24 protein-coding genes, 1 tRNA gene and 1 pseudogene are annotated in these 25566 nt (G+C 35.4%); 10 read left to right on the forward strand and 16 right to left on the reverse strand.

The annotated features are described in order from the left end of the window. Window position 1: 1 nt before the first annotated feature. From metG to V4P54_RS02505, 6 genes are all read right to left on the reverse strand, one after another. On the reverse strand, window positions 2–1549 hold the full coding sequence (metG, locus tag V4P54_RS02480; protein ID WP_455477557.1) for a methionine--tRNA ligase: 1548 nt from the start codon (window positions 1547–1549) through the stop codon (window positions 2–4). A gap of 61 nt (window positions 1550–1610) precedes the next feature. Continuing rightward, window positions 1611–2666, reverse strand: coding sequence for a DNA polymerase III subunit delta' (locus V4P54_RS02485; protein ID WP_455477558.1), 1056 nt, complete (start codon window positions 2664–2666; stop codon window positions 1611–1613). Further along, entirely contained in the window at window positions 2663–3307 is a 645-nt protein-coding gene (gene tmk, locus V4P54_RS02490) for a dTMP kinase (RefSeq protein WP_455477559.1), read from the reverse strand. Before tmk ends, V4P54_RS02485 begins: the two co-directional genes overlap by 4 nt. A 31-nt stretch (window positions 3308–3338) precedes the next feature. Continuing rightward, window positions 3339–4502 carry a D-alanyl-D-alanine carboxypeptidase family protein gene (locus V4P54_RS02495; RefSeq protein ID WP_455477560.1) on the reverse strand — a complete coding sequence of 388 codons (1164 nt, stop codon included), beginning with the start codon at window positions 4500–4502 and terminating at the stop codon, window positions 3339–3341. A 192-nt stretch (window positions 4503–4694) separates the two neighbouring features. Continuing rightward, entirely contained in the window at window positions 4695–5606 is a 912-nt protein-coding gene (locus V4P54_RS02500; protein WP_455477561.1) for a septal ring lytic transglycosylase RlpA family protein, read from the reverse strand. 373 nt (window positions 5607–5979) lie between these two features. After that, window positions 5980–6055: transfer RNA gene (locus tag V4P54_RS02505), tRNA-Lys, on the reverse strand. Window positions 6056–6562: 507 nt separating this feature from the next. Here V4P54_RS02505 and lexA point away from each other — a divergent pair. Then, a complete protein-coding gene (lexA, locus tag V4P54_RS02510) occupies window positions 6563–7252 on the forward strand; it encodes a transcriptional repressor LexA (protein WP_455477562.1) in 690 nt (229 codons plus the stop codon). 917 nt (window positions 7253–8169) lie between these two features. On the opposite strand, the gene rpsD is transcribed toward lexA, so the two are convergent. The 3 genes from rpsD to V4P54_RS02525 all read right to left on the reverse strand — a co-directional run bounded on the left by rpsD (window position 8170) and on the right by V4P54_RS02525 (window position 10607). Continuing rightward, a complete protein-coding gene (rpsD, locus tag V4P54_RS02515) occupies window positions 8170–8787 on the reverse strand; it encodes a 30S ribosomal protein S4 (RefSeq protein WP_455477563.1) in 618 nt (205 codons plus the stop codon). 169 nt (window positions 8788–8956) lie between these two features. After that, window positions 8957–9778 (reverse strand): glutamate racemase, encoded by an 822-nt coding sequence (murI, locus tag V4P54_RS02520; RefSeq protein WP_455477564.1) that lies wholly within the window; start codon window positions 9776–9778, stop codon window positions 8957–8959. After that, the gene (locus V4P54_RS02525; protein WP_455477565.1) at window positions 9771–10607 is read right to left on the reverse strand and encodes an RNA methyltransferase; all 837 of its coding nucleotides are present in this window, start codon (window positions 10605–10607) and stop codon (window positions 9771–9773) included. The genes murI and V4P54_RS02525 overlap by 8 nt, the downstream gene beginning before the upstream one ends. Window positions 10608–11246: 639 nt before the next feature. On the opposite strand from V4P54_RS02525, the pseudogene sfsA reads away from it, so the two are divergent. From sfsA to radC, 3 genes and pseudogenes are all read left to right on the forward strand, one after another. Beyond that, window positions 11247–11944 (forward strand): annotated as a pseudogene (gene sfsA / locus V4P54_RS02530) (DNA/RNA nuclease SfsA). Next, window positions 11937–12767 (forward strand): type I methionyl aminopeptidase, encoded by an 831-nt coding sequence (map, locus tag V4P54_RS02535; RefSeq protein WP_455477566.1) that lies wholly within the window; start codon window positions 11937–11939, stop codon window positions 12765–12767. Before sfsA ends, map begins: the two are co-directional and overlap by 8 nt. A 20-nt stretch (window positions 12768–12787) precedes the next feature. After that, a complete protein-coding gene (gene radC / locus V4P54_RS02540; protein WP_455477567.1) occupies window positions 12788–13576 on the forward strand; it encodes a RadC family protein in 789 nt (262 codons plus the stop codon). Between the two features lie 41 nt (window positions 13577–13617). Here the strand turns inward: radC and V4P54_RS02545 are convergent, their stop codons facing one another. The 4 genes from V4P54_RS02545 to V4P54_RS02560 form a co-directional block, all read right to left on the reverse strand. After that, a complete protein-coding gene (locus tag V4P54_RS02545; RefSeq protein ID WP_455477669.1) occupies window positions 13618–13830 on the reverse strand; it encodes a DUF3126 family protein in 213 nt (70 codons plus the stop codon). Window positions 13831–14234: 404 nt separating this feature from the next. After that, a complete protein-coding gene (locus V4P54_RS02550; RefSeq protein WP_455477568.1) occupies window positions 14235–15008 on the reverse strand; it encodes an alpha/beta fold hydrolase in 774 nt (257 codons plus the stop codon). Further along, window positions 14998–15522 (reverse strand): DUF192 domain-containing protein, encoded by a 525-nt coding sequence (locus tag V4P54_RS02555; RefSeq protein WP_455477569.1) that lies wholly within the window; start codon window positions 15520–15522, stop codon window positions 14998–15000. Before V4P54_RS02555 ends, V4P54_RS02550 begins: the two co-directional genes overlap by 11 nt. Window positions 15523–15596: 74 nt before the next feature. Then, the gene (locus V4P54_RS02560; protein ID WP_455477570.1) at window positions 15597–16172 is read right to left on the reverse strand and encodes a cold-shock protein; all 576 of its coding nucleotides are present in this window, start codon (window positions 16170–16172) and stop codon (window positions 15597–15599) included. Between the two features lie 335 nt (window positions 16173–16507). Here V4P54_RS02560 and V4P54_RS02565 point away from each other — a divergent pair, with 335 nt between their 5' ends. The 5 genes from V4P54_RS02565 (at window position 16508) to V4P54_RS02585 (ending at window position 21371) form a co-directional block, all read left to right on the forward strand. Further along, complete coding sequence (locus tag V4P54_RS02565; RefSeq protein ID WP_455477571.1) at window positions 16508–17641, forward strand: ABC transporter substrate-binding protein; 1134 nt, start codon at window positions 16508–16510, stop codon at window positions 17639–17641. A gap of 119 nt (window positions 17642–17760) precedes the next feature. Continuing rightward, a complete protein-coding gene (locus tag V4P54_RS02570; RefSeq protein WP_455477572.1) occupies window positions 17761–18837 on the forward strand; it encodes a branched-chain amino acid ABC transporter permease in 1077 nt (358 codons plus the stop codon). After that, window positions 18837–19895, forward strand: a complete 1059-nt coding sequence (locus V4P54_RS02575) for a branched-chain amino acid ABC transporter permease (RefSeq protein ID WP_455477573.1) — start codon at window positions 18837–18839, stop codon at window positions 19893–19895. Before V4P54_RS02570 ends, V4P54_RS02575 begins: the two co-directional genes overlap by 1 nt. Further along, complete coding sequence (locus tag V4P54_RS02580) at window positions 19892–20674, forward strand: ABC transporter ATP-binding protein (RefSeq protein ID WP_455477574.1); 783 nt, start codon at window positions 19892–19894, stop codon at window positions 20672–20674. The genes V4P54_RS02575 and V4P54_RS02580 overlap by 4 nt, the downstream gene beginning before the upstream one ends. Next, complete coding sequence (locus V4P54_RS02585) at window positions 20661–21371, forward strand: ABC transporter ATP-binding protein (protein ID WP_455477575.1); 711 nt, start codon at window positions 20661–20663, stop codon at window positions 21369–21371. The genes V4P54_RS02580 and V4P54_RS02585 overlap by 14 nt, the downstream gene beginning before the upstream one ends. 103 nt (window positions 21372–21474) lie before the next feature. Here the strand turns inward: V4P54_RS02585 and gatA are convergent, their stop codons facing one another. After that, window positions 21475–22965, reverse strand: a complete 1491-nt coding sequence (gene gatA, locus V4P54_RS02590) for an Asp-tRNA(Asn)/Glu-tRNA(Gln) amidotransferase subunit GatA (RefSeq protein WP_455477576.1) — start codon at window positions 22963–22965, stop codon at window positions 21475–21477. A gap of 32 nt (window positions 22966–22997) precedes the next feature. Continuing rightward, window positions 22998–23285, reverse strand: a complete 288-nt coding sequence (gene gatC, locus V4P54_RS02595) for an Asp-tRNA(Asn)/Glu-tRNA(Gln) amidotransferase subunit GatC (RefSeq protein WP_455477577.1) — start codon at window positions 23283–23285, stop codon at window positions 22998–23000. A gap of 148 nt (window positions 23286–23433) precedes the next feature. Between gatC and ruvX the strand changes: the two genes are divergently transcribed. After that, entirely contained in the window at window positions 23434–23913 is a 480-nt protein-coding gene (ruvX, locus tag V4P54_RS02600; RefSeq protein ID WP_455477578.1) for a Holliday junction resolvase RuvX, read from the forward strand. On the opposite strand, the gene V4P54_RS02605 is transcribed toward ruvX, so the two are convergent. Next, window positions 23898–25526 carry an acyl-CoA dehydrogenase family protein gene (locus V4P54_RS02605; protein WP_455477579.1) on the reverse strand — a complete coding sequence of 543 codons (1629 nt, stop codon included), beginning with the start codon at window positions 25524–25526 and terminating at the stop codon, window positions 23898–23900. The genes ruvX and V4P54_RS02605 overlap by 16 nt on opposite strands. Between the last annotated feature and the right edge of the window lie 40 nt (window positions 25527–25566).

Consider the following 25566-nt stretch of genomic DNA (forward strand, 5'->3'; position numbering starts at 1 on the left):
GTTAAGTATCATCTTTCTCAAAGAGATAACGTGGAAAAATCGGTTTCGGCTGTGGCAATTTAATACCTTCTTGAATTTTTAAATCAACTATATGATGCAATAATCTGTCTTCTTCAGGAATCGCAAGACTATCGAGAATTTTATTCGCGGATTGTGGAATGAAGGGCAATAGCATAATTGCTATTTGCCGTAAAATTTCTACAACTATATAAAGAACTGTAGAAAATCTTCCCTGATTATTTTTTCTTAAATTCCAAGGCTGTTCACAAGCAAAATAGCGATTTGTATCTGCAACGACTGAAAAAATTGCTGCAAGCGCCAGATGAATTTCCTGGGAAAGCATAGTCTTACGCAAAATTTTGAGTACATGAAGAGATTTTTCTAAAAGCTGCTTATCCTGAACCAAAAATAAATCCGGTGTAGGAATTTTTGTATCACAGTTTTTTGCTATCATAGATAAGGAGCGTTGTACCAAATTTCCGAGATCGTTTGCAAGATCCGCATGAATACGATTAACAAACTTGTCATGACAATAACTACCATCTTGTCCAAATGGAACTTCACGAAGAAGAAAATAGCGTACCTGATCAAGACCATAACGATTAATTATTGCAAAAGGATCAACGACATTTCCAACAGATTTTGACATTTTTGCACCACGATTAAGCAAAAAACCGTGTGCAAAAATACGCTTAGGTAACTCAATTCCAGCAGACATTAGAAATGCTGGCCAATAAATTGCATGAAAACGTATAATATCTTTACCAATGATATGAACACTAGCCGGCCAAAAATCACGTTTTTTTGAATCTTCATCAAAAAATCCAATTGCTGACAGGTAATTTGTAAGTGCATCAACCCAAACATACATCACATGTTTCGAATTACTTGGAACACAAATCCCCCAATCAAAATTTACTCGCGAAATAGATACATCTTTTAAACCTGATTTAACGAAACTTATAACCTCATTACGCCGTTCAGCAGGAGCAATAAAATCAGGATAATTATTATAATACTCAAGAAGGGCTTTTTCATAACGAGAAAGTCTGAAAAAATAACTTTCTTCTTCTTTCCATTCGACTGGAGAACCTAGTTCTTTTTCTCTACGTATTTTATCTTTTCCAATTTCTGTATCTTTTTCCTCGTAATAAGCCTCCTGGCGAACAGAATACCAACCAGCATAATGGCCAAGATAAATGTCGCCATTTTTTTCCATTTTTTTCCAAATTTCTTGACAAGCTCTATAATGCCGCTCTTCTGTCGTACGAATAAAATCGTCGTTAGAACAATTCAACACTTCAAGCATTTTCTGAAATGTAGCACTGTTACGGTCTGCAAGCTGATTAGGTGTTATTCCTAATGATTCCGCAGTTTGTTGCATCTTTAAGCCATGCTCATCCGTGCCAGATAAAAAAAATACATTTTTCCCATCTAGTCGTTGAAAACGAGCTAAAGCATCGCTTGCAATTGCACTGTAGGCATGTCCAATATGTGGAGTACCATTAGGATAAAAAATCGGAGTTGTTATGTAATATGTATCACACATGTCATGCTCATTATAAAACCGCAACAAAAGATGAACAACATAACGTCTGTTAATCCTGTTGTCACGGAAAAAGCTTGCTGTTACGCATGATCTTATAAAGTTTTAAAAGCAAATTTATAATAAACTGTTTTTTATCAAGATTAAATAATTGCATTTCTCCTATTTTCTGGTTGGTCTCTTGCCACGTTTGAGCACATTTTTTTGAGAACACAAGATTTCCCTTTTCAGCAAACATAATCGCTGTTCTTTGAATTTTATCAAGAATTTTATCACAAAATTGTTGAAATTGAATCTCAGAAGAAGAATGTGAAAGCTCTTGAGCGAGAGTGTGTACAACAGCTAAATCGCAAAAAGATTGTTCAAAAAAAGCATCAACTTTTTTTATAATTTCAATCCCACCATGATGAATAAGTAAAGCTGCATTTCTAGGATTTCCTTTAGATTTTTGAATAATAATTTCAATATCTTTTTCATCCAATGTAATTTGATTAGAGAAAATATGCGCTATAGCTTGTTTCATCTCATCATCACACAATGGCCGTAAGGAAATACGTTGGCATCGTGAACGAATTGTTGGAAATAACCTTCCTAAAGAGTGCGTAATAATAATAAACAAAGTCTTCGCGGGAGGCTCTTCAAGAGTTTTAAGAATTGCATTGGCTGCATTTCTATTCATATCATCCGCAGGATCAATAATAACAATACGCCATCCCCCATCATGTGACGTTTGATTTAAAAAACATAAAACATTTCGAATATCATCAACGAGTACACCCGTTTTAAATTTTTGTGTTTTAAAATCAAAACTACGTGAAACATGCAACAAATTGGGATGACTACCCTGCATCATTTGACGCCATACAACGGACCTAGGTTCTGGTTGCAAAAAATCATCTTCTTGAGAATTTAAAATATTCCAAGCAAAATGGTATGCTAATGTAGCCTTTCCAATTCCTCTCTCCCCTTCGAACAATAATGCATGATGTAGCCTTCCCTCCTTACGCATTTGCGCTAAAAAATGACGAGCCACCTTATGTCCAAAGATAACGTTACTCTGTAATGGCAGTAAGACCATAGCAATATCATCATATTGTCGTAAAAACTCTACACCATTCATAAAAAATGATCCAACATTACCTGACGACAAATAGCTTTTATCTGATGTGAAATGATCGATACTGAATGTGTTGCATTAAGCACTTGAAATCTATGAGGTTCTTGTTTTGCTAACCGAAGAAAAGCTTGACGTCTTTGTTCCTGTATTTTCAAGTTATCTTTTTCAAAGATATCAACTGTTTTAATTTTTTTTCTCCGTAGATTGACACGCTCCATACCATATTTTGCAGGCATATCTAATAAAAACGTAATATTTGGCATTATTCCATTTGTAGCAACGCGTTCTAGAAGAGAAAGAATGTGCACACTTACTTTATTATTGAGGCCTTGATAAACACGCGTAGAATCAACAAAACGATCACACAAAACAATCTTACCCTTTTGTAAAGAAGGAGCAATAATTTTACTAACATGATCAGCACGCGCTGATGCAAACAAAATCGCCTCAATCAAAGGATCATGATGTTGCCCTTTACACGATAATAAGACATGACGTATCGCTTCTGCACCTTCAGTTCCTCCAGGTTCTCGTGTTGTAATAACATCATAACCCTTGCTACAAAAATACTGAGCAAGTAAAGAAATTTGAGTCGTCTTTCCTACTCCATCTCCTCCTTCAAATGTAATAAAATAGCCTGACACGTATTAAATCTTAACTCTCACTTAAATGCGTTTATAAGTACCTACGCAACCACCCAACAGTTATTTCATAAAAAGCATTTTTTGCTTTCACAAAAAAATTTCCTTCCTGAATGCTAATTCCAGCAAAAACTGGTTTTTCAAGAAGAAGATTCTTATTCGCTAAAATTTGAATAACACCAACTTGCTGATTTAAAACAATAGGAGCCTTCAATGGCCCCCTATATTTAATTCTTACATTAACATTATTTTCTTTTTTATTTAACAACATAACATTCACAGGTTCTTTAATAACGAGTGGAACGAAATTTTGCAATCCACCATAAACAGAAGCCTTACCAACAATTTCTCCATTTGAAAAAAAATTTTCAAGATAAAAATCAGTCATTCCCCACTGAAGAACACGTTCTATCTCTTTTGTATTTCCCTTACCATCATGCAAACCACTAATCGCTAAAAAAATACGTCGGCGATTCTTATAAAGTACAACAACCATTGAAAACCCCTCTTGTGCGCTGTAACCAAAGCCAAAGCCTTCTACACCAATTTTCTTAGAAATAAGAGGATTTTTGTTACGTTGAAAAATTTTATTCCAAGTAAAATAAGGTTCATTGTAAAGTGTATAATAATCAGGATATTCATGAACAATATGACGCGCTAATGTGATCATATCACGTACAGTTGTGAACTGACCTTTTTCTGGAAGACCTGTCGCATTAACAAAATGGCTATGTAATAGTCCAAGTTCTTTAGCTCTCTGATTCATCAATTTTACAAAATCGGCTTCACTTCCTGATATCCCTTCTGCAAGAGCGATAGCTGCATCATTTCCGTTTATAACAATTAAACCACGTAAAAGGTCGGAAACACTGATTTTTGTCCTTACATTCGCAAACATAGTAGTTGTACCAGAAGGTGCTCCTCCTCTTCGCCAAGCGTTTTCACTTACCTGAAATATTTGTTTTCTACTTAATTTCCCCTCTTTCAATTTATGAAACACAACCTCAGCTGTCATCAACTTTACTAATGACGCAGGAAAAAAAGCAACATCACTCTGTTTTTCAAAAAGTATTGTATCTGTACTATCATCTAACAACAGTACCCGTGATGCAGAAATATGAAAATCTTGCGCTTGCGCAAACTTACCAAGCATTAGCATCCAAAGTAGAATGGATAAAATCCTTAATGTTATACGCATATCATCTCATAACCAATTTAAAAATAAGAATAAAAAATCCTCTATATTAGTAATAGAATTTAACTAATTTTTGCAAATCAAGAAGCAATCGATACACTATTTTGCGTCTTACACAGGATCTATCTCAGCATTTCAAATACATCTAAAATATAACAAATCACCTCTCATTATCTGCCATTAGAATGATCTTGCCTACTTAGAAAACATAACCCCTCTTTTCAAAATTGCCACAGTTAATTTACTTTTATCTTTTTTGATAAACTTATTTGAAACAGAGACAATCTGATCAATAGATATCGGTTTTTGGACCAAAACAGGACCAATTTTAGGCAATGTCACTAAAATAGATGACGATTTTTTTTCAACCACTTCTTTGTATCCCTGATTTTTTTTACTCACATCTCTTCCCTTAAGTATAGTATCTTCTTTTTCTTCAAGAGCATTTGCCAAAATCAATGTAGATGGGGTATCATTTCCGGATATATAAGAAGCCATCAAATAGTCACTATCATAATAATCAGCTGGTGCTTCAGCAAGATATTCTACTTCAACATTCGCCACACCAGCATTTTCATAACCAAGTATCATTGCTGCTTGTTTTGATAAATCAATAATTCTATTTTTCATAAAAGGACCACGATCATTTACCCTTACAATGATAGAATTTCCATTTTCTAAATTAGTAACACGTGCATAACTAGGTAAAGGCATCGTGGGATGAGCAGCTGTTAAAAGATTCATATCATAAACCTCGCCGTTTGCAGTTAAGCGTCCATGAAAATACGAGCCATACCATGATGCTTGTCCAATTTTTTTATAGGTTGGATCACTTTTAGGGTAATACCATTTTCCTTTAATTTTATAAGGCTTACCAACGATAGTCCGCCCAACACTCTTTGCTTGTAATTTACCACGACCACCAGAATCTTTTTCAGGCAAAGAAACAATTTTTGTTCTAACCTCTTTACTAGAAAAATTTTTTACTGGAAAAGTTGCCATTTTGTTTGCATAACACGACGCTACCAACTGGGAAATTGCTATCATAGAAAAAAGTTGAAATATTAATTTAATAATAGAAGTAAATTTTTCTTTGTTATTTAACATCTTTTATCCCGCTTATTTTGATTGAGAATTTATCGCAAACATCACATCACATTTTTTGTATGCAATAAGAAACCCCATATCTGCAAACTTCCCTTACCATACAGCACGGAAACGGTGTCCTAAAAAGGTACCTCTGCAAAAATTAATATAATATTAACTTCTTTATTATCTGATAAGAAAGATAAATGCTACCTAACGCATGTTCAAATATTTCAAAAAAGTACAATTTTACATCATAAATCATAAAAGCATGTATGACTTTTTCATCGAAACCACGAAACCAGAAGTAAAATTCTCAGTGTGGTGACAAAAATTGAAAACAGCATAAAAATAATTGACCATAATTTTTTAAGAAATAAGCAATACTACCTACTGGTGAGCGCGCAGGGATTCGAACCCTGGACCTACTGATTAAAAGTCAGTTGCTCTACCAACTGAGCTACGCGCTCCCAAACAAACCCTTCAGTTTGTGGAAAGTGAGTGGAACATAAAGTTGACTTTCCATTTGGTCAACACCTTTTAAAAAAAATATTGTTCCTTATTTCAGTTATCAATATTTTTTCTACATAACGTACTTATCAGAAATTCAATTAGCATAATTTAAATTGCAATTCTAAACATTAATGACAGAAAATAATATATGAAATGATTCTTGAGATGATTTATTCTTCAATTAGATAAATCAAAAAAGTATCTTTGCATTCTTCTTAGAAGAATAATAAACATTGTTTAAAAATGTTCGATAAATTTATGTGTATAATTCAATTTTACTCTATATAATAATTGTACATTAATATACATATAAAAGATATTCTTAATTTTATTGTATGTATATTTTTACATTCTTAATAATACTTTACAAAATTACGTAAAGATCTTTGATTTATTTCATGAAAAATTATAAAACGACTATAGAACACAGATATTTCGTTCTCGATTTTTAGTTGGAATGTTAAATGCTAACTTGTAAACAATATGAACTTCTCTTGTTTATTCACAATCATATGAAAGAAGCTGGTATTCCCCCTTCCTTTGATGAAATGAAAAATGCGTTGGAACTTTCTTCGAAGTCTGGGATTCATAGGCTTGTTACCGCGCTAGAAGAACGAGGATTTATTCATCGTTTACCAAATCGCACTCGCGCGGTAGAAGTTATCCGACTACCTGACAAGATAACATTTAATCTTTCTTCAGCTCGTAAAATTTCTCCCAGTACATCAGAAAATAAGAAAAAAATAAAGGATTTTAATGTAGAAGCTAAAAAAAATATTGTTGTTCCTATTATGGGACGCATCGCTGCTGACGTGCCTATTTCTTCTATACAACAACAAATAAATACGCTTTCAATATCATCAGACATGGTTAGCCTAGGCAAGCACTACGCACTCGAAGTAAAAGATAATTCCATGATTGAAGCTGGCATCTTTGATAAAGACATTATAATTGTCAAAAGCCAAAATACAGCAATACCAGGAGAAATTGTTGTTGCATCCATCGACGAAGAAGAAGCTACTTTGAAACGCTATAGACGCGTAGGATCCTCTATTGCATTAGAAGCTGCAAATCCCCACTACGAAACTCGAGTATATAGGCCTGAACGTGTGCAAATACAAGGTAAATTGATCGGGCTTATTCGTAAATACTAAAATTTCCTCGTGTACTTCTAATATAACAGTGTTCCTATCAGTAGAACAAATAAATAAAGAAAGTTCTCCATATTAATTTTTTATTTCTCTTGGATGTCCAAAACACTCGTATATTCTGAGAGAATTATCACGAGACTCAGATCTGGAAGTTATGAAATCTCTCTCAAGCATCAAAAAAGAGAAAATTATTGTAACTGACTTCTAGGTGCCGATCTTAGTATTAGCCACAAAGCTCATCCTAACGTATCATAGTCTCCTCACCGATCTAATCCATCCATAGAACATTCGCTTTTCTCCTCTAACCATTATATATACATGCTTAAAAATTTCTGAAAAAGTAAAAAAAGCCGGCATCGTTTTATGGAAAACAACTATGATGCTCTAAAAATAGATGGCATCTGTGCACATATCTTCACGAAAATCACTACATGCAGGAAAACTTATCACCGTAAAGATTGAACAATCAAACTCTTACGATATTGCAGTTTAAAATTATGGCAAAACACTCATACTAGAAATGTTAAGTTACCCAGATAACTAAAAAAGAGTACGAAAATCCCACTACCCAAGAAAATCTTTCATGCATACCAGAAAGGTACTGATAAAAAGACACAAAAAACAACTATCCATCAATTTTTACGAAACATCACAATAGAAATTACATAGCATATTTAAATAAAAATATTAGACACGATATAATATGCATAATGTACATGAGAGATTCCATAGCCATAATGCATATAAATTTCCCTAAACCTATACCATTTTTATCTAAAGAAGAAAAAAAGCCAAAAAAATCAATCATCTCTAAAAATGGCAACAGATTAGACGTAACATCATCTACGAAACGACAACACTTTTCTAAATTCGAAAGAAAAAAATCAAAAAAAGCAACTCTCCTCTTTTAAGGCAAAAAATTAACGAGAGTAAAACTCAACAACCAAATTTGGCTCCATTTGTACAGCATAAGGAACATCAACAAAAGCAGGAACTCGAGTAAACGTTGCCTTCATTTGATTATGATCTACCTCAATATACTCAGGAACATCACGTTCAGCCAATTTGATGGACTCCAAGACTAAAACAAGCTGCTTAGACTTTTCACGAACTTCAATAACATCACCTGGCCTACAACAGTATGATTGGATATTGGTGCGACGGCCATTTACATTAACATGACCATGATTAATAAATTGGCGAGAAGCAAAAATCGTAGGCACAAATTTTGCGCGGTAAATGATAGCATCTAAACGAGACTCTAAAAGACCAATAAGGTTTTCACCAGTATCACCGCGCCGACGAGAAGCCTCTTCATAAGTTTTACGAAACTGTTTCTCTGAAATATCACCGTAAAACCCCTTTAATTTCTGCTTAGCACGCAATTGTACACCATAATCAGAAAGTTTTCCTTTTCGACGCTGCCCATGCTGACCAGGACCATAATCACGACGATTGACAGGAGATTTTGGACGACCCCAAATATTTTCTCCCATACGACGATCAATTTTATACTTTGTTGTTTCGCGCTTACTCATCGCATTTCCTTTTAATTAGTATACAAAATCACAATTACATTTCAAGGAAACGCGCCCTCCTCTGCCTTTAAACGAAAGACTGACAGGACAACCTAACACATAATCTGCAAAATCATCCACGGGACACGTCAATTAATGCCAATTTCTTAAAAGAAAAGACGGTATAACTTTATTGACCTGAAATATTAAAGTCAACTCTTTTCATTATATCCAAACCAAATCTTTTTAACAAATATTCCGTTGACGAAGTTATATTTTGCGATGTAAATAATGCAAAATCCCGATGTTTTTTTACATTTTTATCACGTGTCTTTTCTAAAAATAATGATTTTGTGTGTTTAGCCACAGCTTTAGCTGGATCGATCCATTCAACAGGCCATAACGCTTGTTCACGGAATAAATTGAGTAGAAAAGGATAATGTGTACACGCTAAAACAACAATATCAGTAAATTTACCATTTTTTTTAACAAAGCATGGAAGAATTTCAGCACGCAATTCTTCAGAATTTACAGATTTTCCACGTGAATAATCTTCAGCAAACCCAGCAAGTTTTTCGCTGCCAACAAGCTGAACATGACACTGACCAGAAAAAGTATTGATTAATTCATGTGTGTACGCACTTTTGACTGTCTTGGGAGTAGCTAATACTGAAATAACCCCAGATTTTGTTTGTTCAGCTGCTAATTTAATTGCCGGAACCGTCCCTACAAAAAAAACATGAGGAAATTTTTTTCGCAAATCTACTATCATTGATGTAGAAACAGTATTACAAGCAATTACACACAAAATAGGATTGTAAAGTGTCAAAAGATTTTTGAAAATTTTTAAAATGCGTTTTTTTAAGATACTGTCTTCCAAATTTCCATAAGGAAATCCTGCATCATCAGCAACATAGATAAACTGAGCCTTAGGGATAAGAACGCGCACTTCCCTTAACACAGTTAAACCACCAATACCACTATCAAAAAAAAGCAAAGGCCGTTCATCCATTGCTATTCACACTTACTTTGAATTTTTTACGTTCTCGACTTTCAGGAGCACCACTACCTTTTGGTAACTGAGGCGAAAAATGATCCAATGAAGATACGATTCCACGAAGCAAACAAATTTCAGACTGGCTAAAATTAGCGCGTGTAAAAACAGAGCGCATATTTGCAAGCATCACCTCTTTACGTTCTTGTGGCCTAAAATATCCGCGCACATCCAACGCCCTTTCTAATTGAAATAAAAAACCATGAAATGTTGCTTTGTCAGCCGGCTCCATCTCTACCGTGCGAAATGCTGTATCATACGCATTTTGCAAACCAGACTTCATCCATTCATAAGACATGAGCAAAACTGCTTGTGCAATATTAAGTGACGCAAAAGCTGGATTAACTGGGAAAGTAATAATTTCATCAACAAGACTGATTTCATTGTTTTTTAAACCCCATCTTTCTCTTCCAAATAAAATACCTGTTTTATGTCCAATAGCTTCACGTTGACGTAGTATACTCGCTGCTTCAACAGCGCTTTTTACAGTCTTAAAACCACACCGTTCACGCGCCGTCGTAGCAAAAACATAATGTAAATCTGCAATTGCATCACACAATGTATCAAAAACTACTGCATCATCAATAACATGATCTGCTTTACTAGCAGCTGCTATTGCCTTTTCATTTGGAAACGTTTCTCGAGGCCTGATTAACCGAAGCTTAGAAAGTCCAAAATTCGCCATTGCTCTTGCTACCATACCAATATTTTCTGGCAACTGTGGCTCAACTAAAATGATAATTGGACCATTCATTAAATTTTTGCGATTCTTATTTGTTCCAGCCATACATTTCACCTAATTTCATCAACCATGCTTCTATCCCCAATTGTTTGAACTCAATCTTCTAAAAGAAATATTACATGAAACAATTTTTGAATAAAAAAATTATCATCATTTTTTTCATTCAAAATCTACAGATTTAGAGTAGCAACAAAAAAAGTTTACTGTAATCTTAAAATAACGGTGAATAATAGTAGATTATAAAAGAAAAATTAAACATTAATGATCAGAATCTCTGGATAAGTCGTCATAATTTTACGTGAGAAAAAATTTATAACTATCATAGAAACCATTGAGCTGTTTCATGTTTGGAAGTTGCATTAATCAAAATGACACATAAATATCCTTAAGGTATCATTTATGTTCCCTATGATAAGATTTATCTTTTTGCTTGCTATTTTGGGGTTGTATGCCTGTTCTTTTTGATTCTTTAATTTTAAAATATATATTAAAATCTTTGGACTTACGGTGGTTTGAAGATGCTTATTTTTGATAAAAATAAATAACTGGATTAATGTTATTCAATTAGATGATAACCGATTACATTGACCGTGAAATTTTTTTAACTTTTTTGTGATCTTCTGTTGCTTGGTGTAAGGTTTTATAAATTGCATTATGAAATCGTGTATTTTTGTATTTTAAAACATGCTCTTTGGTTTTGAATTCCTTCCTGCACAACTTGTCCATCGTTATAAACGTTTTCTTGCTGATGTTAAGCAAAACGATCAATACATCTTCACTGTTTCTGTTCCTAACACAGGATCAATGCTTAACTTAATAACTCCTGATGCCAACGTCTGGTTATTATACCAAAAGAAATCCAATCAAAATACCCATATCGATTAGAAATTATCGAAGCAAATATAACACCTTAGTTGGTATCAATACGGCTTTGCCCAATAAACTGGCATTAGAAGCAATTCAAAATAGATTGTTACCAGAATTAAGTGGATAAAAACAATTTTGAAGGAACAACGCTATGGTCAATCATACGTAGCGATACACATTCATGAATGTTATCTAGAAGTCAAAAATGTTCATTTTATCCGTAAAAAAGAATTAGCAGAATTTCCTGATACTGAAACAAAACGCGGAATACGTCACCTTGAAGGACTTATAAAAATTGTTTAACAAGGAAAGCGAGATGCTATGCTATATGTAATTTAACGAGAAGATTGCTCAGCCTTTACAATTTGCCACGATCTTAATCCTGTTTATGGACGTAAATTTAATTTAGCATTAAAATCAGAAGTAGAATTTTATGCTGTAAAATGCCACGTAAATACAGTAGGTATTTTCCAATTAATCGAGTAAAAATAGAAAATGAAAGAAACAATGGCTGATTACATTGAATATAATAAAATACCTTTAAAATTTAACGGACAAATTCGCATTTTTGATGATTACGCTTTTGCGAAAATGCGTGAAGTTGGCCGCATTGCTGCAGAGTGTCTTGATGCCCTTGCTGACATCGTTAAACCAGGAACAACGACTCAGGAAATTGATGATTTTGTATTCATTTTTGGTGCTGAACGAGGAGCTCTTCCTGCAGATTTAAATTATCATGGATATAGTCACTCATGCTGCACATCTATTAATCATGTTGTATGCCATGGAATTCCAAACACAAGAGCTTTGCAAAACGGAGATATCGTTAATATCGATGTGACCTTTATTCTCGATGGATGGCATGGCGATTCAAGCCGCATGTACCCTGTTGGAAAAATTAGACGTTCTGCAGAACGCTTGCTAAAAATAACGCATGAAAGTCTTATGAGGGGAATTGCTATGGTCAAACCAGGAGCAACAACTGGTGACATTGGATCAGCCATTCAGCGCTACGCAGAATCTGAACGTTGTTCAATTGTAAGAGATTTTTGCGGACATGGAATCGGACAGCTTTTTCACGATGCTCCTAATATTCTACATTATGGAAATCCTAAGGAAGGAATAGAGCTGAAAAAGGGAATGATGTTTACAATTGAACCAATGATCAACCTTGGTAAACCACACGTTAAAATTTTATCCGATGGTTGGACGGCTGTTACACGTGATAGATCTCTAACAGCACAGTATGAACATACAATTGGCGTAACAAATGAAGGATGTGAAATATTTACTCAATCTCCTAAGAACATATTTTATATCCAAAATTTATGCACTTAATAATATAACGTCAGAATATCATGACAAAAAAATCAAATAAAAAAAGAAAAATCCAAAGCAATCATCTTGCATTAACAGCCAGCCCTTCACTAAACCCTATATCAGAAATAAAACACGAAAAACTTCAGAAAAATTCACAAAAACATAATCAAGGGCATCGTGAACGTCTTCGTCAGCGCTATTTAAAAACAAAAGGCCATGCATTTGAAGATTATGAATATCTTGAATTATTGCTTTTCCGTACTATACCTAGAGCAAATACGAAACCGATAGCTAAAAATTTAATAGCACGCTTTGGCTCATTAGGAGATGTATTAGGTGCTAACATACATCGTCTGCAAGAAGTTCAAGGATGCGGCCCAGCAACCGCTATCGATTTAAAAATCATTTCAGATGTTTTTGGACGCCTTGCCCACGCACAATTATCTAAGCGTGATATTTTTTCATCGTGGGATAAAGTATTAGCTTATTGTAAAGCTGTCATGGCTCATGAAACACGTGAACAATTTCGTGTCTTATTTCTTGATAAAAAACACGGCTTACTTGCTGACGAAATACAACAAATTGGAACTATCGACCACACTCCTGTCTATCCTCGTGAAGTAATTTCGCGAGCTTTAGAACTATCTGCATCAGGACTTATTTTAGTTCACAACCACCCCTCTGGCGACGCCACACCTTCACAAGCAGATATATCCATGACACACAGATTAAAAGATGCAGCAAACGCTTTGGGAATTATTATTCACGATCATCTTATTATCGGACGAAACAACCATTCGAGCCTTAAAGCATTAAGGCTTATGTAAACTATCAGAAAAAGATTTTATACTTAATTATTAACAAAACATTAACTTTCTAAATCAATATCTAATATAGCCATAGAAAAATTGTATGACAACCCATCCTCATCTTCATCTCGATAAATAACACCCAAAAACTCATCCCCAATATAAACCTCACAAGAATCATCCTTTTTAGGTCGTGGTTTAACCTGCAATGATGAATTTTTGAATGTATTCTTAAAATAATTATCAAGTCTTTTTATTTCATTAGCATCCACCATGCACTCCTATCTTCGTAAGATCATCAGTAAACCACCATTTGTAAAATGATAGTTGTTATCATTCTACAAAAATAACAAAAATTCAATTTAAGTCTTTAAAAACATAAATTAAAGCAGAACCAACTTATATGTCTTTAAAAAACCCTACATAAAAACCTATCACCCTGAAATGTAATCACAATACACATCTTACAAATCAAAAAAAAGAATCTCCTTTAAGCAGCCCAATACATGAAAAACAACCTCAATATAAACAAGAAAACCGCTATTCTCTCACTGTTTTCAATACCTTTGCATACAATACTCATACCACAACCAAAAAAATCTCTGAATAAACTCTTCATTTTATCCAAATAGAGAATACAATATCTTTTGCGAATTTAAAAAATTGTAGATGATTCTTAAACGATGGGATAACGAGAAAAAAAATCGATAACTCCTTCTTTATAAATTTTATCTCCTACAGCAAACATATGATCCCGATCCGGAATTTGTAAGACTTCACCATGGGGTAATAAAGCAGCCAACGGCTCTGCTTCACCACTAATCTCATCTAATGAGCCAACAGCAACAAGTGCAGGCTGCTTAATTTGAGAAATCTCAAATTCTGTTAACTCCTGTTTTGATGCAATAACACAAGCCGCAAGAGCACGTCTGTCACTTTTTGTTTTATCTGCAAATTTTCGAAACATTAAACCACGAGGATTGGTAATAGTTGAAATATCTTCCACTAAAAGAGCCTCAGCAACAGGTTGCCAGCTTCCCGACCCTGTTACCATACCAATACCTAAACCACCAAAGACAACAGTATGCACATATGTAGGATACAAAATAGCCATAAATGCAGCAATCCGAGCACCCATGGAATATCCCATAACATGAGCTTTAGGTAATTTTAAATACTGTAATAATTTAACTGCATCACCAGCCATAGCTTGCGGCGTATAGAAAGAAGGAGCGTATCCCTTATCAGAATCACCATGTCCACGATTATCAATGGCAATAACATGAAACCCTGCCTCAGCTAAGATACGAAACCAACCCGTTTCATACCAATTTACCCGCGCTGAAGATCCGAAACCATGAATCAATAAAACAGGTACCCCAGCTCCTTCTTCGCGATAAGCAAACCGCAAACCATCTGCTTCAAAAAAACAAACATCTCTAGCTGTCATTCTTACTTCTTTCACATTCTCCACAAATTGCGGGATGGACAGCCCGATGTCCTTTTTTTATCCGTTTATCAAAAACCTCACCAGCATTAACTTCAATAACAAAAGTCGCTGGTACCTTCGATGAAATTATATCCGTTGAGAATGGAGAAGCCCTTTCAACAATTGAAACGATTACCCCCTCAGCATTTAAAAAAATCATATCTAGAGGCAAAGGTGTGTTTGCCATCCACATAAGAAGTTCTTGTGTATCGCTCAGTTGGCCGTTCGCCTGATTTTTAAAAAGCATCGCACGATCACGCGGAAAGTTAGTTCGATACATCAAACCACTCTTTGACTGAGACGGTGTAAAAGCAAGCTCTACGCTATAAAAAACACTTCCTAGATTTGTTCGTATTTCCAAAGGAACAGGATGAACAGGAATTTCTATATGTTTTCCCGCTACAGCTATACTACTTCCAAACGTAAATAACAAAACTAAATGAATGATTTTTATCTTTTCAAAAAAAAATAACACTTCTATCCTTACAAAAACAATCTCTTATTTTTTCGCAAAACTTACATATAAAAAAAAATATAGAACAATTGAATCTAATGCGTAGAAAATGGCCCCCCCATATCCGGATAAATTTCTGCGGCCATCAAGCCCTTTTCTCCCTTACCGAATCGTACCAGAACAACCTGACCAGCACGAAGCTCTGCTAAGCCAAAACGTCGCAACGTTTCCATATGAATAAAAATATCCTCAGTTCCCTGCCCTCGACTAAGAAAACCAAATCCCTTATCTCGATTAAACCACTTAACAATAGCGCGCTCCAAACCACTCTCTGGGGTAACAACAACATGCGTACGTACTGGAATCTCGGAAGGATGAACAGCCGATGAGCAGTCTATCGATTTTACTTGAACACACTTCAACCCCTTCTCAGTTTTTTCCACAGCACAAACAACCTTGGCACCCTCCAAGGCAGTCTGAAATCCATCCTTCCGCATTACAGTAACGTGCAATAAGATATCAGAAGACTCGGGAATATCTGGCACAATAAACCCATATCCCTTGCTGCCATCAAACCACTTAATGACGCCACTAATTTCAATAATTTCACCGCAAGAATTTAAACTGTCCTTGGACAGGCAATAATCTTTTAATGCATCCTTACTCGTCATAATAGAACATAATCCCACAGATTTTTAATGTACGAAACTGATTCTTTACATGTTGAGTAAACATCGCTCTTATACCAACACGCAAGCCCCAAGATAAGATTTCCCCATTTTGTCACATTATTTTCACATTAATTTGAGCTTAACATCAATATCTAAATTCAATATCAGTTCATAATTCAAATAATATTTTATCATATGCTTTACGTATCGCAAAAGAGGCGATAAAAGAAATACTTTGTATCAGCATGTTTATTGTGTGTTACTCGTGTTATGCAAAAGTTCGAGATAAAATGCGATAAAATGCCGAAACTGCTACTTAACTAAGGAAGCGCACGATGCAATTAAGAAAAATTTTAATAGCAATCGCCACAATTACAACTTTTACTACAAATGTTCATGCTAGTGAGTCCATTAAGATTGGTATCTATCTCCCATTAAGTGGTCAAAATGCTTTTGGTGGTCAACTTGAAATTAAAGGGATACAGCTAGCTCATAAGAAAGTTCCAGAAATATTAGGTCGTAAAATTGATCTTGTTGTTGTCGACAATAAATCTGATAAAGTTGAAGCGGCCAATGCTGTTGTACGTTTAACCGCAAGTGAAAAAGTTAGTGGCATTATAGGAAGCTATGGTTCTTCATTGTCGTTAGCTGGTGGAGAGATATCTGAAAAAGCAAAGACTCCAACCATTGCAACTTCTTCAACGAATCCACTTGTTACACAAAATAAGAAATATTATTTTCGTGCGTGCTTTATTGATCCTTATCAAGGAATAGGAGTTGCAACTTATGCAATCCAGTCTTTACATGCAAAAAAAGCAGCTATACTGAAAGATATATCAAGCGATTATGCTATTGGTCTTGCAAATTATTTTGTCCGTTCTTTTAAAAAACTGGGGGGAAAGATTATTTCAAATTTAAATTATAATTCTGGGGACCAGGACTTTTCAGCTCTTTTAACCCAAATCATAGCACAAAAGCCTGATATTTTGTTTATCCCATCTTATTTCTCAGAAGGTGCCATCATTATGAAACAAGCGCGCGAGCTTGGTGCAAAATTTCAAATCATGGGTGGCGATGCAATGGATAACCCAGAAATTATTACGATTGCAGGAAAAGCTGCAGAAGGTTTTTTACATACCACACTTCCTTATAGTGAAGATATGCCAAACATGTCGAAAGCTGCACAAGAATTCACAAAGGAATGGAAAGAGGTTTATCCTGATCAGGAGCCGAATATTAACTCTGTTTTAGGATACACAAGTTACATGATGTTTATCAAAGCCATTGAAAATGCCGGTAGTGTAGATCGTGAAAAAATCACCATGGAGCTTAGCAAATTAAAAGATTTTCAAACACCATTTGGTAGTATGTCTATGGATGAAAACCATAACCCTCAAATGCCTATCGGTATAATAAAGATAGAAAATGGAAAACGCATTTATCTGGATGAAGTTAATCCCACCTTTTAAAAAACAAAAGAAACTCTAATAAAAATGTGAGAATTGTTTAAAATTCTCTTCAATCGATTTACCTGAAGGTTTCGTATTTTATATCAATATGAACCTAACAAAATGTGGAAGGACAAGAGATGAGCACCGAAATGTTCATCCAATATTTTTTTAATGCATTAGCGCTAGGATCTCTTTATGGGCTTGTTGCGATTGGTTATACTATGGTCTATGGTATTTTGAGATTAATTAATTTTGCCCATGGCGATATCTTTATGCTAGGAGCATACTTTGTTTTCTTCTCCACAATTAGCTTTATGCCTGCTTGGGTTGCCGTTCTTCTCATATTTTTTGCTGTACTCACTTATTATTTAGTATTTGTGGATTTTAGAAAACAGCCTAAAATTCATTGGATCACTATCTTTTTCGTTATCCTTTTAGGTTTCATTTATTATTTTAAAATTTCTCCTCAAGATTTTACACCTGTTTGGATTATAGCGGTTTGTTTTTCAATTTTTATTACCAGTGCAGTTGGTATTATTGTTGATCAATTTGCCTATAGACCTCTCCGACATGCTCCTCGTATTTCAGCACTTATAGGTGCAATAGGAGTTTCTTTTTTTATTGAAAATCTTGCTACCGTACTTTTTGGTGGTGTTCCAAAAGGGGTAAAACAGCCAGATTTTTTTGTAACACCAATTCTATGGCGTCTAGGACAAGATTCAGATAAAGTTATTAGAATTGCGCCAATATCTTTGATCGTTCCAATCGTTTCACTTATCCTTATTATTTTGCTACTCTGGATTATTAACAAAACAAAACCTGGTCTTGCTATGCGTGCAATTTCACACGATATAGAAACTACTCGGTTAATGGGTGTTTCTGTTAACAAAGTTATTGCATTTACATTTGGTATAGGTTCCGCTCTTGCTGCTATTGCAGGGATTATGTGGGCTTTACGTTATCCTCAAATTCAACCTTATATAGGTATTCTTCCTGGGCTAAAAGCATTTATTGCTGCTGTGATTGGAGGAATTGGATCAATTCCAGGAGCAATGCTTGGTGGATTATTGCTCGGATCTATCGAAATTATGACTGTTGCATTCTTTCCATCCTTATCCGGGTATCGAGATGCCTTCGCCTTTATCTTATTAATTCTGATTTTATTGATTATGCCCACTGGTTTAATGGGTAAAAGAAATCAGGAGAAAATTTAATGACAAAATTAACAACGTTTTTTCTATCTTGTATTAGTATATTGTTTTTTGTGTGTTTTTTGCTTTATGCTAGCAACAATTTTAACGAATATACGCTTCGCATTATTAATCTCATTGCTATTAACGCGATATTAGCAATTTCTCTTAATTTAATTTACGGTTTCACAGGTATGTTTTCCCTTGGGCATGCTGGTTTCATGGCTATTGGTGCTTATACATGTGCAATTTTGCTTCTTACTCCAGAGCAAAAAGAAATGATGTGGCTTCTTGAGCCCATAGCCGAACCATTACATCATTTGCAATTGCCATTTTTTGCAGCCATTGTTGTGGGAGGATTGTGTGCAGCAATGGTTGGATTATTAATTGCCTTACCTATATTACGTCTTGGTGGTGATTATCTTGGAATTGCAACGCTTGGTTTTGCCGAAATTATTCGCATTGTTATCACAAATGCCATATCTTTAACCAATGGTTCACTAGGAATTAAAGGAATACCTCAAAATGCCACGTTATGGTGGAATTACGGTTGGTTAGCATTTACAGTAGCCTTCGTTATTTTTTTGCTCCGAAGTAATACCGGTAATGTACTACGTGCTATTCGTGACGACGAAATTGCTGCAAAAACAATGGGAATCAATGCCTTCTTCTACCGTAATTTTTCTTTCACTGTTGGTGCATTCTTTGCAGGTGTTGGAGGAGCGTTAATGGCCGCTCTTATTTCAACAATTGATCCCAAAATGTTCAGCTTTCTCCTAACATTTAATATTTTGATGATTGTTGTTGCTGGAGGTCTTGGTTCAATTACAGGGAGTATCATTGGCAGCATTATTATCACAACCATGCTTGAATGGCTGCGCATTATTGAAAGTCCTTTAGATCTTGGTTTTATGTGTATTCCAGGTATACCAGGACTTCGTATGGTTATTTTTTCTCTTTTATTATTAATAATTATCTTATTTTGGAGAAAAGGATTGTTGGGACAACGTGAATTCTCATGGAATTCAATTTATTGTTTTTTGACACGACAAAAAATCTCTAATACTGAGAAAAAATTATGAACAATATCATTCTTTCACTCAATGATGTAGTTATGCGTTTTGGCGGACTCGTAGCTTCCAATCACATCAATATGGCAATTGAAAAAGGAAAAATAACCGGATTAATTGGTCCAAATGGTGCTGGGAAAACAACAGTTTTTAATATGATTTCTGGTTTTTATGCACCTACAAGTGGCACCATTGTTTTTTACGGCAAAAAAGTTTCTGGATTTCCTCCCCACATTGTTTGCAGGAGAGGTATTGCGCGGACATTTCAAAATATACGCCTCTTTTCAGGATTAACAGTTTTACAAAATGTTATGGTTGGGGCCCATGTTCGACAAAAATATCCTTGGTTTACTCCAGCTTTGTTATTTCCAAAAGCGATTAAAGAAAAAAAAGAAATTCACAAAAATTCTATAGAACTTCTTGAGCGACTGCAACTTGATCATCTTGCCAACCAATTAGCAACAACTTTGCCTTATGGAGTGCAACGATGCTTAGAAATTGCGCGCGCTTTGGCAACAAAACCAAAATTACTTCTTCTTGATGAACCTGCCGCGGGTATGAACCCACAAGAAAGCGAAGAACTGAGACAATTCATAGCGAGAGTGCAAAAAGAGTTTGATCTTACAATTCTTCTTATCGAACATGATATGAAAGTTGTTATGGGACTCTGCCAGCATATTTGGGTACTAGAATATGGCTCTTGCATCGCTAATGGCACACCAAATGACATTCATAATAACCCTAGAGTTATTGAAGCTTATCTTGGCGGAGATACACATGGATATTCTTAAAATAAAAAATCTTCACGTTCATTATGGTGCCATTAAAGCTATTAAAAATCTTTCTATGTCGATTAAAAAAGGGAGTATAGTGACTTTAATTGGTGCTAATGGAGCAGGAAAAAGCAGCATTGTACGCTCTATTACGGGACTTAATCGGTCCGTTTATGGAGAAATTACGTATAAAGGCGAATCAATCATAAAAAAATCTCCTGAAAAAATTTTACGATTAGGTATTGCTTTAAGTCCCGAAGGAAGGCGTATTATGCCACATCTAACCGTTCTAGAGAATCTTCGTCTTGGTGCTTATATTCGGCATCATAAATCAAGCGTCGCTCGTGATATTGAATGGGTATTTAATTTGTTTCCTCGCTTACGTGAAAGATCCAAGCAACTTGGAGGAACGATGTCAGGCGGTGAGCAGCAAATGCTTGCTGTTGGTCGCGCTCTTATGAGCAATCCTGACATGCTGATATTAGATGAACCATCTTTGGGTTTAGCACCCCTTCTTGTAAAAGAGATTTTTTCAATTATTCGGAAAATTAATGATATGGGAAAAACAATCCTTCTCATTGAACAAAATGCATTTGCAGCACTTTCTATTGCTGATTATGCCTATATTTTAGAAGTTGGTCATGTTTCATTTCATGGTGAGGGAAAAGCTATGCTTTCTGATCCACGCGTTAAAGAAGCATACCTTGGTGGATAAACTTGCAACATAAAATAGCAATAGCTTTACAAGCACTGAGTTCTGAAACAGTATTCTATAAAATTCGAGGAAAAATTTTTTAAAACCAAAAGGTTTACTTCTATCAGAGAGGTTCCCACCATTTTTTAGGACTGAATATTCCTGCTGCTTGTTCTATGATATGAGCTATTTGAAAAATAGATTCTTCAGAAAACGGTTTACCAATCAATTGCAAACCCAATGGTAAACCACTTGATGATAAACCAGCAGGAACAGAAATTCCTGGTAGCCCAGCTAAATTAACTGGTACAGTAAAAATATCGTTAAGATACATAGCCACAGTATCATTTTTTATTTTTTTATCCGCAATACCAAAAGCAGGTGTTGGTGTTGCGGGTGTAAAAATAGCATCGATACCGGAAGCAAAACATTGATCAAAGTCATGTTTTACAAGTGCTCTTATTTTTTGAGCTTTAAGGTAATGAGAATCGTAATGCCCAGATGAAAGAACATAAGTGCCAATCAAAAGACGTCTCTTTACTTCATAACCAAAACCAACCGAACGAGTATTTTCATACATTTCAGTAACATCATTTCCAGGTACGCGAAGACCAAACCGCACACCATCATAACGCGCTAAATTAGAAGACGCTTCCGCAGGAGCAACAATGTAATAAACTGGTAAAGAATACTTTGTGTGAGGCAATGAAATATCGCTAATTTCAGCGCCTGCATCCTTTAACCAACTTACTCCTTTCTGCCAAAGCTCTACAATCTCAGAAGACATTCCTTCAAGACAATATTCTTCCGGAATACCTATTTTCATTCCCCTAATTGATTTCCCAACATAATTTTCATAGTCAGGTACTGGCAAATTAACCGAAGTAGAATCTTTCTTATCAAAAGAAGCCATTGATTTAAGTAAAATTGCACAATCACGAACACTTCTTGCTATAGGCCCAGCTTGATCAAGTGATGAAGCAAAAGCTACCATTCCCCATCGAGAACAACGTCCATAAGTCGGTTTTATTCCTACAGTTCCAGTGAATGCAGCTGGCTGACGTATTGATCCGCCTGTATCTGTTGCAGTTGCTCCTGCACAAAGCCATGCTGAAACAGCAGCTGAAGAACCACCCGAAGAACCACCTGGTACTAATTTTTCATCAGACTCTTTTTTTCTCCATGGATTAACAACGGGACCATAATACGATGTTTCATTAGAAGATCCCATAGCAAACTCATCCATATTAAGCTTACCCAACATAACTGCTCCATCCTTCCATAAATTGGCGGATACAGTCGACTCATATTGTGGTTTAAACCCATCAAGAATGTATGAACATGCCTGAGTATGAACATCTTGTGTTGCAAAAAGATCTTTAATTCCCAATGGAATCCCTTCTAAAGTGCCACCCTGCCCTTTAGATAAACGCTGATCTGATTCAACAGCCATCTTTATAGCACGTTCTGCCGTTACAAATACGTAAGCGTTCAAAACCGGATTAGCTAGTTCTATTGCCCTTAAATAGGCTTCCGTTAATTCAACTGCTGTTATCTCTCTTTTTATTAAGGCATCACGGGCTTGTGAAATTGTTAAGGTTGTTAAATCTGTCATAATTTATTCTCAAATTTTTAAAACACAAAAGGCTATTCAATCACTTTCGATATGAGAAAGAAGTTTTCTTCTGCAATCGGTGCATTTGCTATTATATCTGCTACTTTATTACCATCTGTAACAACATCTTCACGCATTCGTAAAGTCATCGGAATCACTGACATTAATGGTGAAACTCCGCTAACATCAACCTCGTTGAGCTGCTCCACAAAACCTAAAATAACATTGAGCTCCTTTGTCATACATTCTGCTTCATCATCACTGACAGCAATACGCGCTAAGCGCGCTACACGCTTGACTGTTTCTTTATCAACAGACATACTACGCCTTTCTGCTTTTTACGTCCATATTTACACCCTTATATTCTGACTATACAAAGCTGTATTTGCAATCGCAAGAACATTAATATACCAAAAATATAGGTGCAAACCTAAAATATTTAGAAATCTTAATTATAATATAAATTGCATGGCTGTTATTAACATAGATGAAGTTATTGAACACCTTTTACCTAAGCAAACAATAGCGGGCTTAGATTTGGGCACGAAAACCATCGGAATTGCGATTTCCGATATTGGTTTAACTTTTTCAAATCCGCGCCCTGTACTACGACGAAAAAAATTTACATCAGATGCCCATGTACTCGTTGAAATTTTTAATCGTGAAAACGTAGGAGTTGCCGTTATCGGCTTACCTCTTAATATGAATGGAAGTAGCGGTTCTCGAGCTCAATCGACAAAAGCTTTCGTCAGTAACATGGCAATACACACAAAAGTACCATTTGCTTTTTGGGATGAACGACTATCAACAATTGCTGCACAGCATTATCTTCTGCAAACAGGTGCTTCACGCACTAAAAGAGAAAATTGTATTGATTCTGCTGCTGCTGCTTTTATATTGCAAGGCGCTCTTGATAGAATCAAGATACTCTATCAAACAGAAGGATAAAGAACATTTAGTAAATGTCCTGCATTATATCGTGCAATTAGCATTCCATAGGAAGATCTCCACTGTCCTCCGAGACGACTTTCCATATAAGCATTTGCAATGTTCTCTATATCTATATTGCGTAAGGATGCAGCAGCAGAAGCATATGCCATTTGTTCAACAAAAAACCTACCTGCTCCCTCATTTGTTGATACCATATTGACCGCAGATTTAATAATTTCAATTGCTCTTGGTCCTGCTGGTCCAATATCAATTGCAATTTTTTCCAATAATTTCTGAAATAATCCAGGTGCTTTCTGAGCTATCAGAATTGCATCTTTTACCAATTGATTAGAAGAACAATTTCTAACAACCCGCGCAGGACCATTATATAACATTTGTGATAATGGATTACCTTCTATAAAACTTTCAATACCAATCTGCGCAATAATTTCACCAATAATAGGAACAACGAGTTGGCTAACATGATAGGAAACTATTGGCGTCATGATGCGTGCAAAAGCAGCTTCAGAGCGATCATTCGCAGCATTATCAAATGCCCGAGCTAAACGTAAAACCAATGCTTGTGAAGCCGCAATATCAAGTGCAATATCTGCAAAAATACGTTCTGTAAGCGGTGGTAAAAGTTGATTAGGCATCCTTTGTCGAAAATGATCTATGCCAAATTGAAGTGCCGCTCGCAAAATTCCTGCAGATATTATAGATTGATCGAAACGCATCATTGTTTCAATATCCTTGATTACCTTAATACCCTCACCGGAAGTTCCCAAAAGCCAACCATAACTGCCTCTAAAATCAACAACACCCTCTGGTGTTGAAAATTCTCCAGAACGTCGCACCAAATTACGAACCGATATAGTGCCGTTTAATGCACCATTTTCTTGAACGCGCGGAACTAAAAAACAACTTAACTGACCATCTAACTCAGCACTAACAAGATATCCATCGACTATAGGATTAATGACGTTAGTTTTTACAACATTTAAGCGATACAGATCACGTCCCATCTTTTTATCGAAAGCAACTCTCTGAATACTTGGAAAAGAAAAAAAGTATTTTTCACATTTTTCAACATCATCAAAAGCACAGGTAAGAGAAGCAGATTTTTTATCATTAATGGGCTTCAATGAAACATCATACTGACGTGACAAGAGTACATTTTGCCATTTTTTAAATAATTCAGTATCACTAATTAACACCGCAATAGCTGCACTTGTTGTAATGACTTCATTTAGATGTCCTGTTTCTAGACCAGCAGATAAAGCCAAGCGAATAGCACGTGCCTGATAACGCACCCCATTTTCTGAAGCGTTATTTTCCCAAAGTGAAGTAGCTAAACCAATCTGCCTAGCATATTGCTGCAGCTCTTTGTAAGAAGAATGTATCTCTAACTGCTCGGTTGACTTCCCCCATTCATCGTTATAACGCAATACTGGCCTATAATGATTCGCCAAATAAGAAAGATTCCACGCCTCATAACAAGCCACAAAATTTCCTATTTCTTCAAATCCTGCTAACAGAATTGTGGGAAGAGTAGAAGCAACACGAAACATAAGTGTATCACTAAGAAATGCATTTTTTTGGCGAGTATTTTGCGAAGATCCAGTACCCATAGGTATATTCCTATTATTTAAATTATTCACGTCATAGACT

The sequence above is a fragment of the Bartonella sp. B41 genome, assembly GCF_053795765.1.

Bases quoted from the DNA above. Each gene is read 5' to 3' on its own strand.
- metG (WP_455477557.1), bottom strand. From the start codon at position 1,549: ATGTGTGATACATATTACATAACAACTCCGATTTTTTATCCTAATGGT.
- V4P54_RS02485 (WP_455477558.1), bottom strand. From the start codon at position 2,666: ATGAATGGTGTAGAGTTTTTACGACAATATGATGATATTGCTATGGTC.
- V4P54_RS02495 (WP_455477560.1), bottom strand. From the start codon at position 4,502: ATGCGTATAACATTAAGGATTTTATCCATTCTACTTTGGATGCTAATG.
- V4P54_RS02500 (WP_455477561.1), bottom strand. From the start codon at position 5,606: ATGTTAAATAACAAAGAAAAATTTACTTCTATTATTAAATTAATATTT.
- lexA (WP_455477562.1), top strand. From the start codon at position 6,563: ATGCTAACTTGTAAACAATATGAACTTCTCTTGTTTATTCACAATCAT.
- rpsD (WP_455477563.1), bottom strand. From the start codon at position 8,787: ATGAGTAAGCGCGAAACAACAAAGTATAAAATTGATCGTCGTATGGGA.
- murI (WP_455477564.1), bottom strand. From the start codon at position 9,778: ATGGATGAACGGCCTTTGCTTTTTTTTGATAGTGGTATTGGTGGTTTA.
- V4P54_RS02525 (WP_455477565.1), bottom strand. From the start codon at position 10,607: ATGGCTGGAACAAATAAGAATCGCAAAAATTTAATGAATGGTCCAATT.
- map (WP_455477566.1), top strand. From the start codon at position 11,937: ATGGCTGATTACATTGAATATAATAAAATACCTTTAAAATTTAACGGA.
- radC (WP_455477567.1), top strand. From the start codon at position 12,788: ATGACAAAAAAATCAAATAAAAAAAGAAAAATCCAAAGCAATCATCTT.
- V4P54_RS02550 (WP_455477568.1), bottom strand. From the start codon at position 15,008: ATGACAGCTAGAGATGTTTGTTTTTTTGAAGCAGATGGTTTGCGGTTT.
- V4P54_RS02560 (WP_455477570.1), bottom strand. From the start codon at position 16,172: ATGACGAGTAAGGATGCATTAAAAGATTATTGCCTGTCCAAGGACAGT.
- V4P54_RS02565 (WP_455477571.1), top strand. From the start codon at position 16,508: ATGCAATTAAGAAAAATTTTAATAGCAATCGCCACAATTACAACTTTT.
- V4P54_RS02570 (WP_455477572.1), top strand. From the start codon at position 17,761: ATGAGCACCGAAATGTTCATCCAATATTTTTTTAATGCATTAGCGCTA.
- V4P54_RS02575 (WP_455477573.1), top strand. From the start codon at position 18,837: ATGACAAAATTAACAACGTTTTTTCTATCTTGTATTAGTATATTGTTT.
- V4P54_RS02580 (WP_455477574.1), top strand. From the start codon at position 19,892: ATGAACAATATCATTCTTTCACTCAATGATGTAGTTATGCGTTTTGGC.
- V4P54_RS02585 (WP_455477575.1), top strand. From the start codon at position 20,661: ATGGATATTCTTAAAATAAAAAATCTTCACGTTCATTATGGTGCCATT.
- gatA (WP_455477576.1), bottom strand. From the start codon at position 22,965: ATGACAGATTTAACAACCTTAACAATTTCACAAGCCCGTGATGCCTTA.
- gatC (WP_455477577.1), bottom strand. From the start codon at position 23,285: ATGTCTGTTGATAAAGAAACAGTCAAGCGTGTAGCGCGCTTAGCGCGT.
- ruvX (WP_455477578.1), top strand. From the start codon at position 23,434: ATGGCTGTTATTAACATAGATGAAGTTATTGAACACCTTTTACCTAAG.
- V4P54_RS02605 (WP_455477579.1), bottom strand. From the start codon at position 25,526: ATGGGTACTGGATCTTCGCAAAATACTCGCCAAAAAAATGCATTTCTT.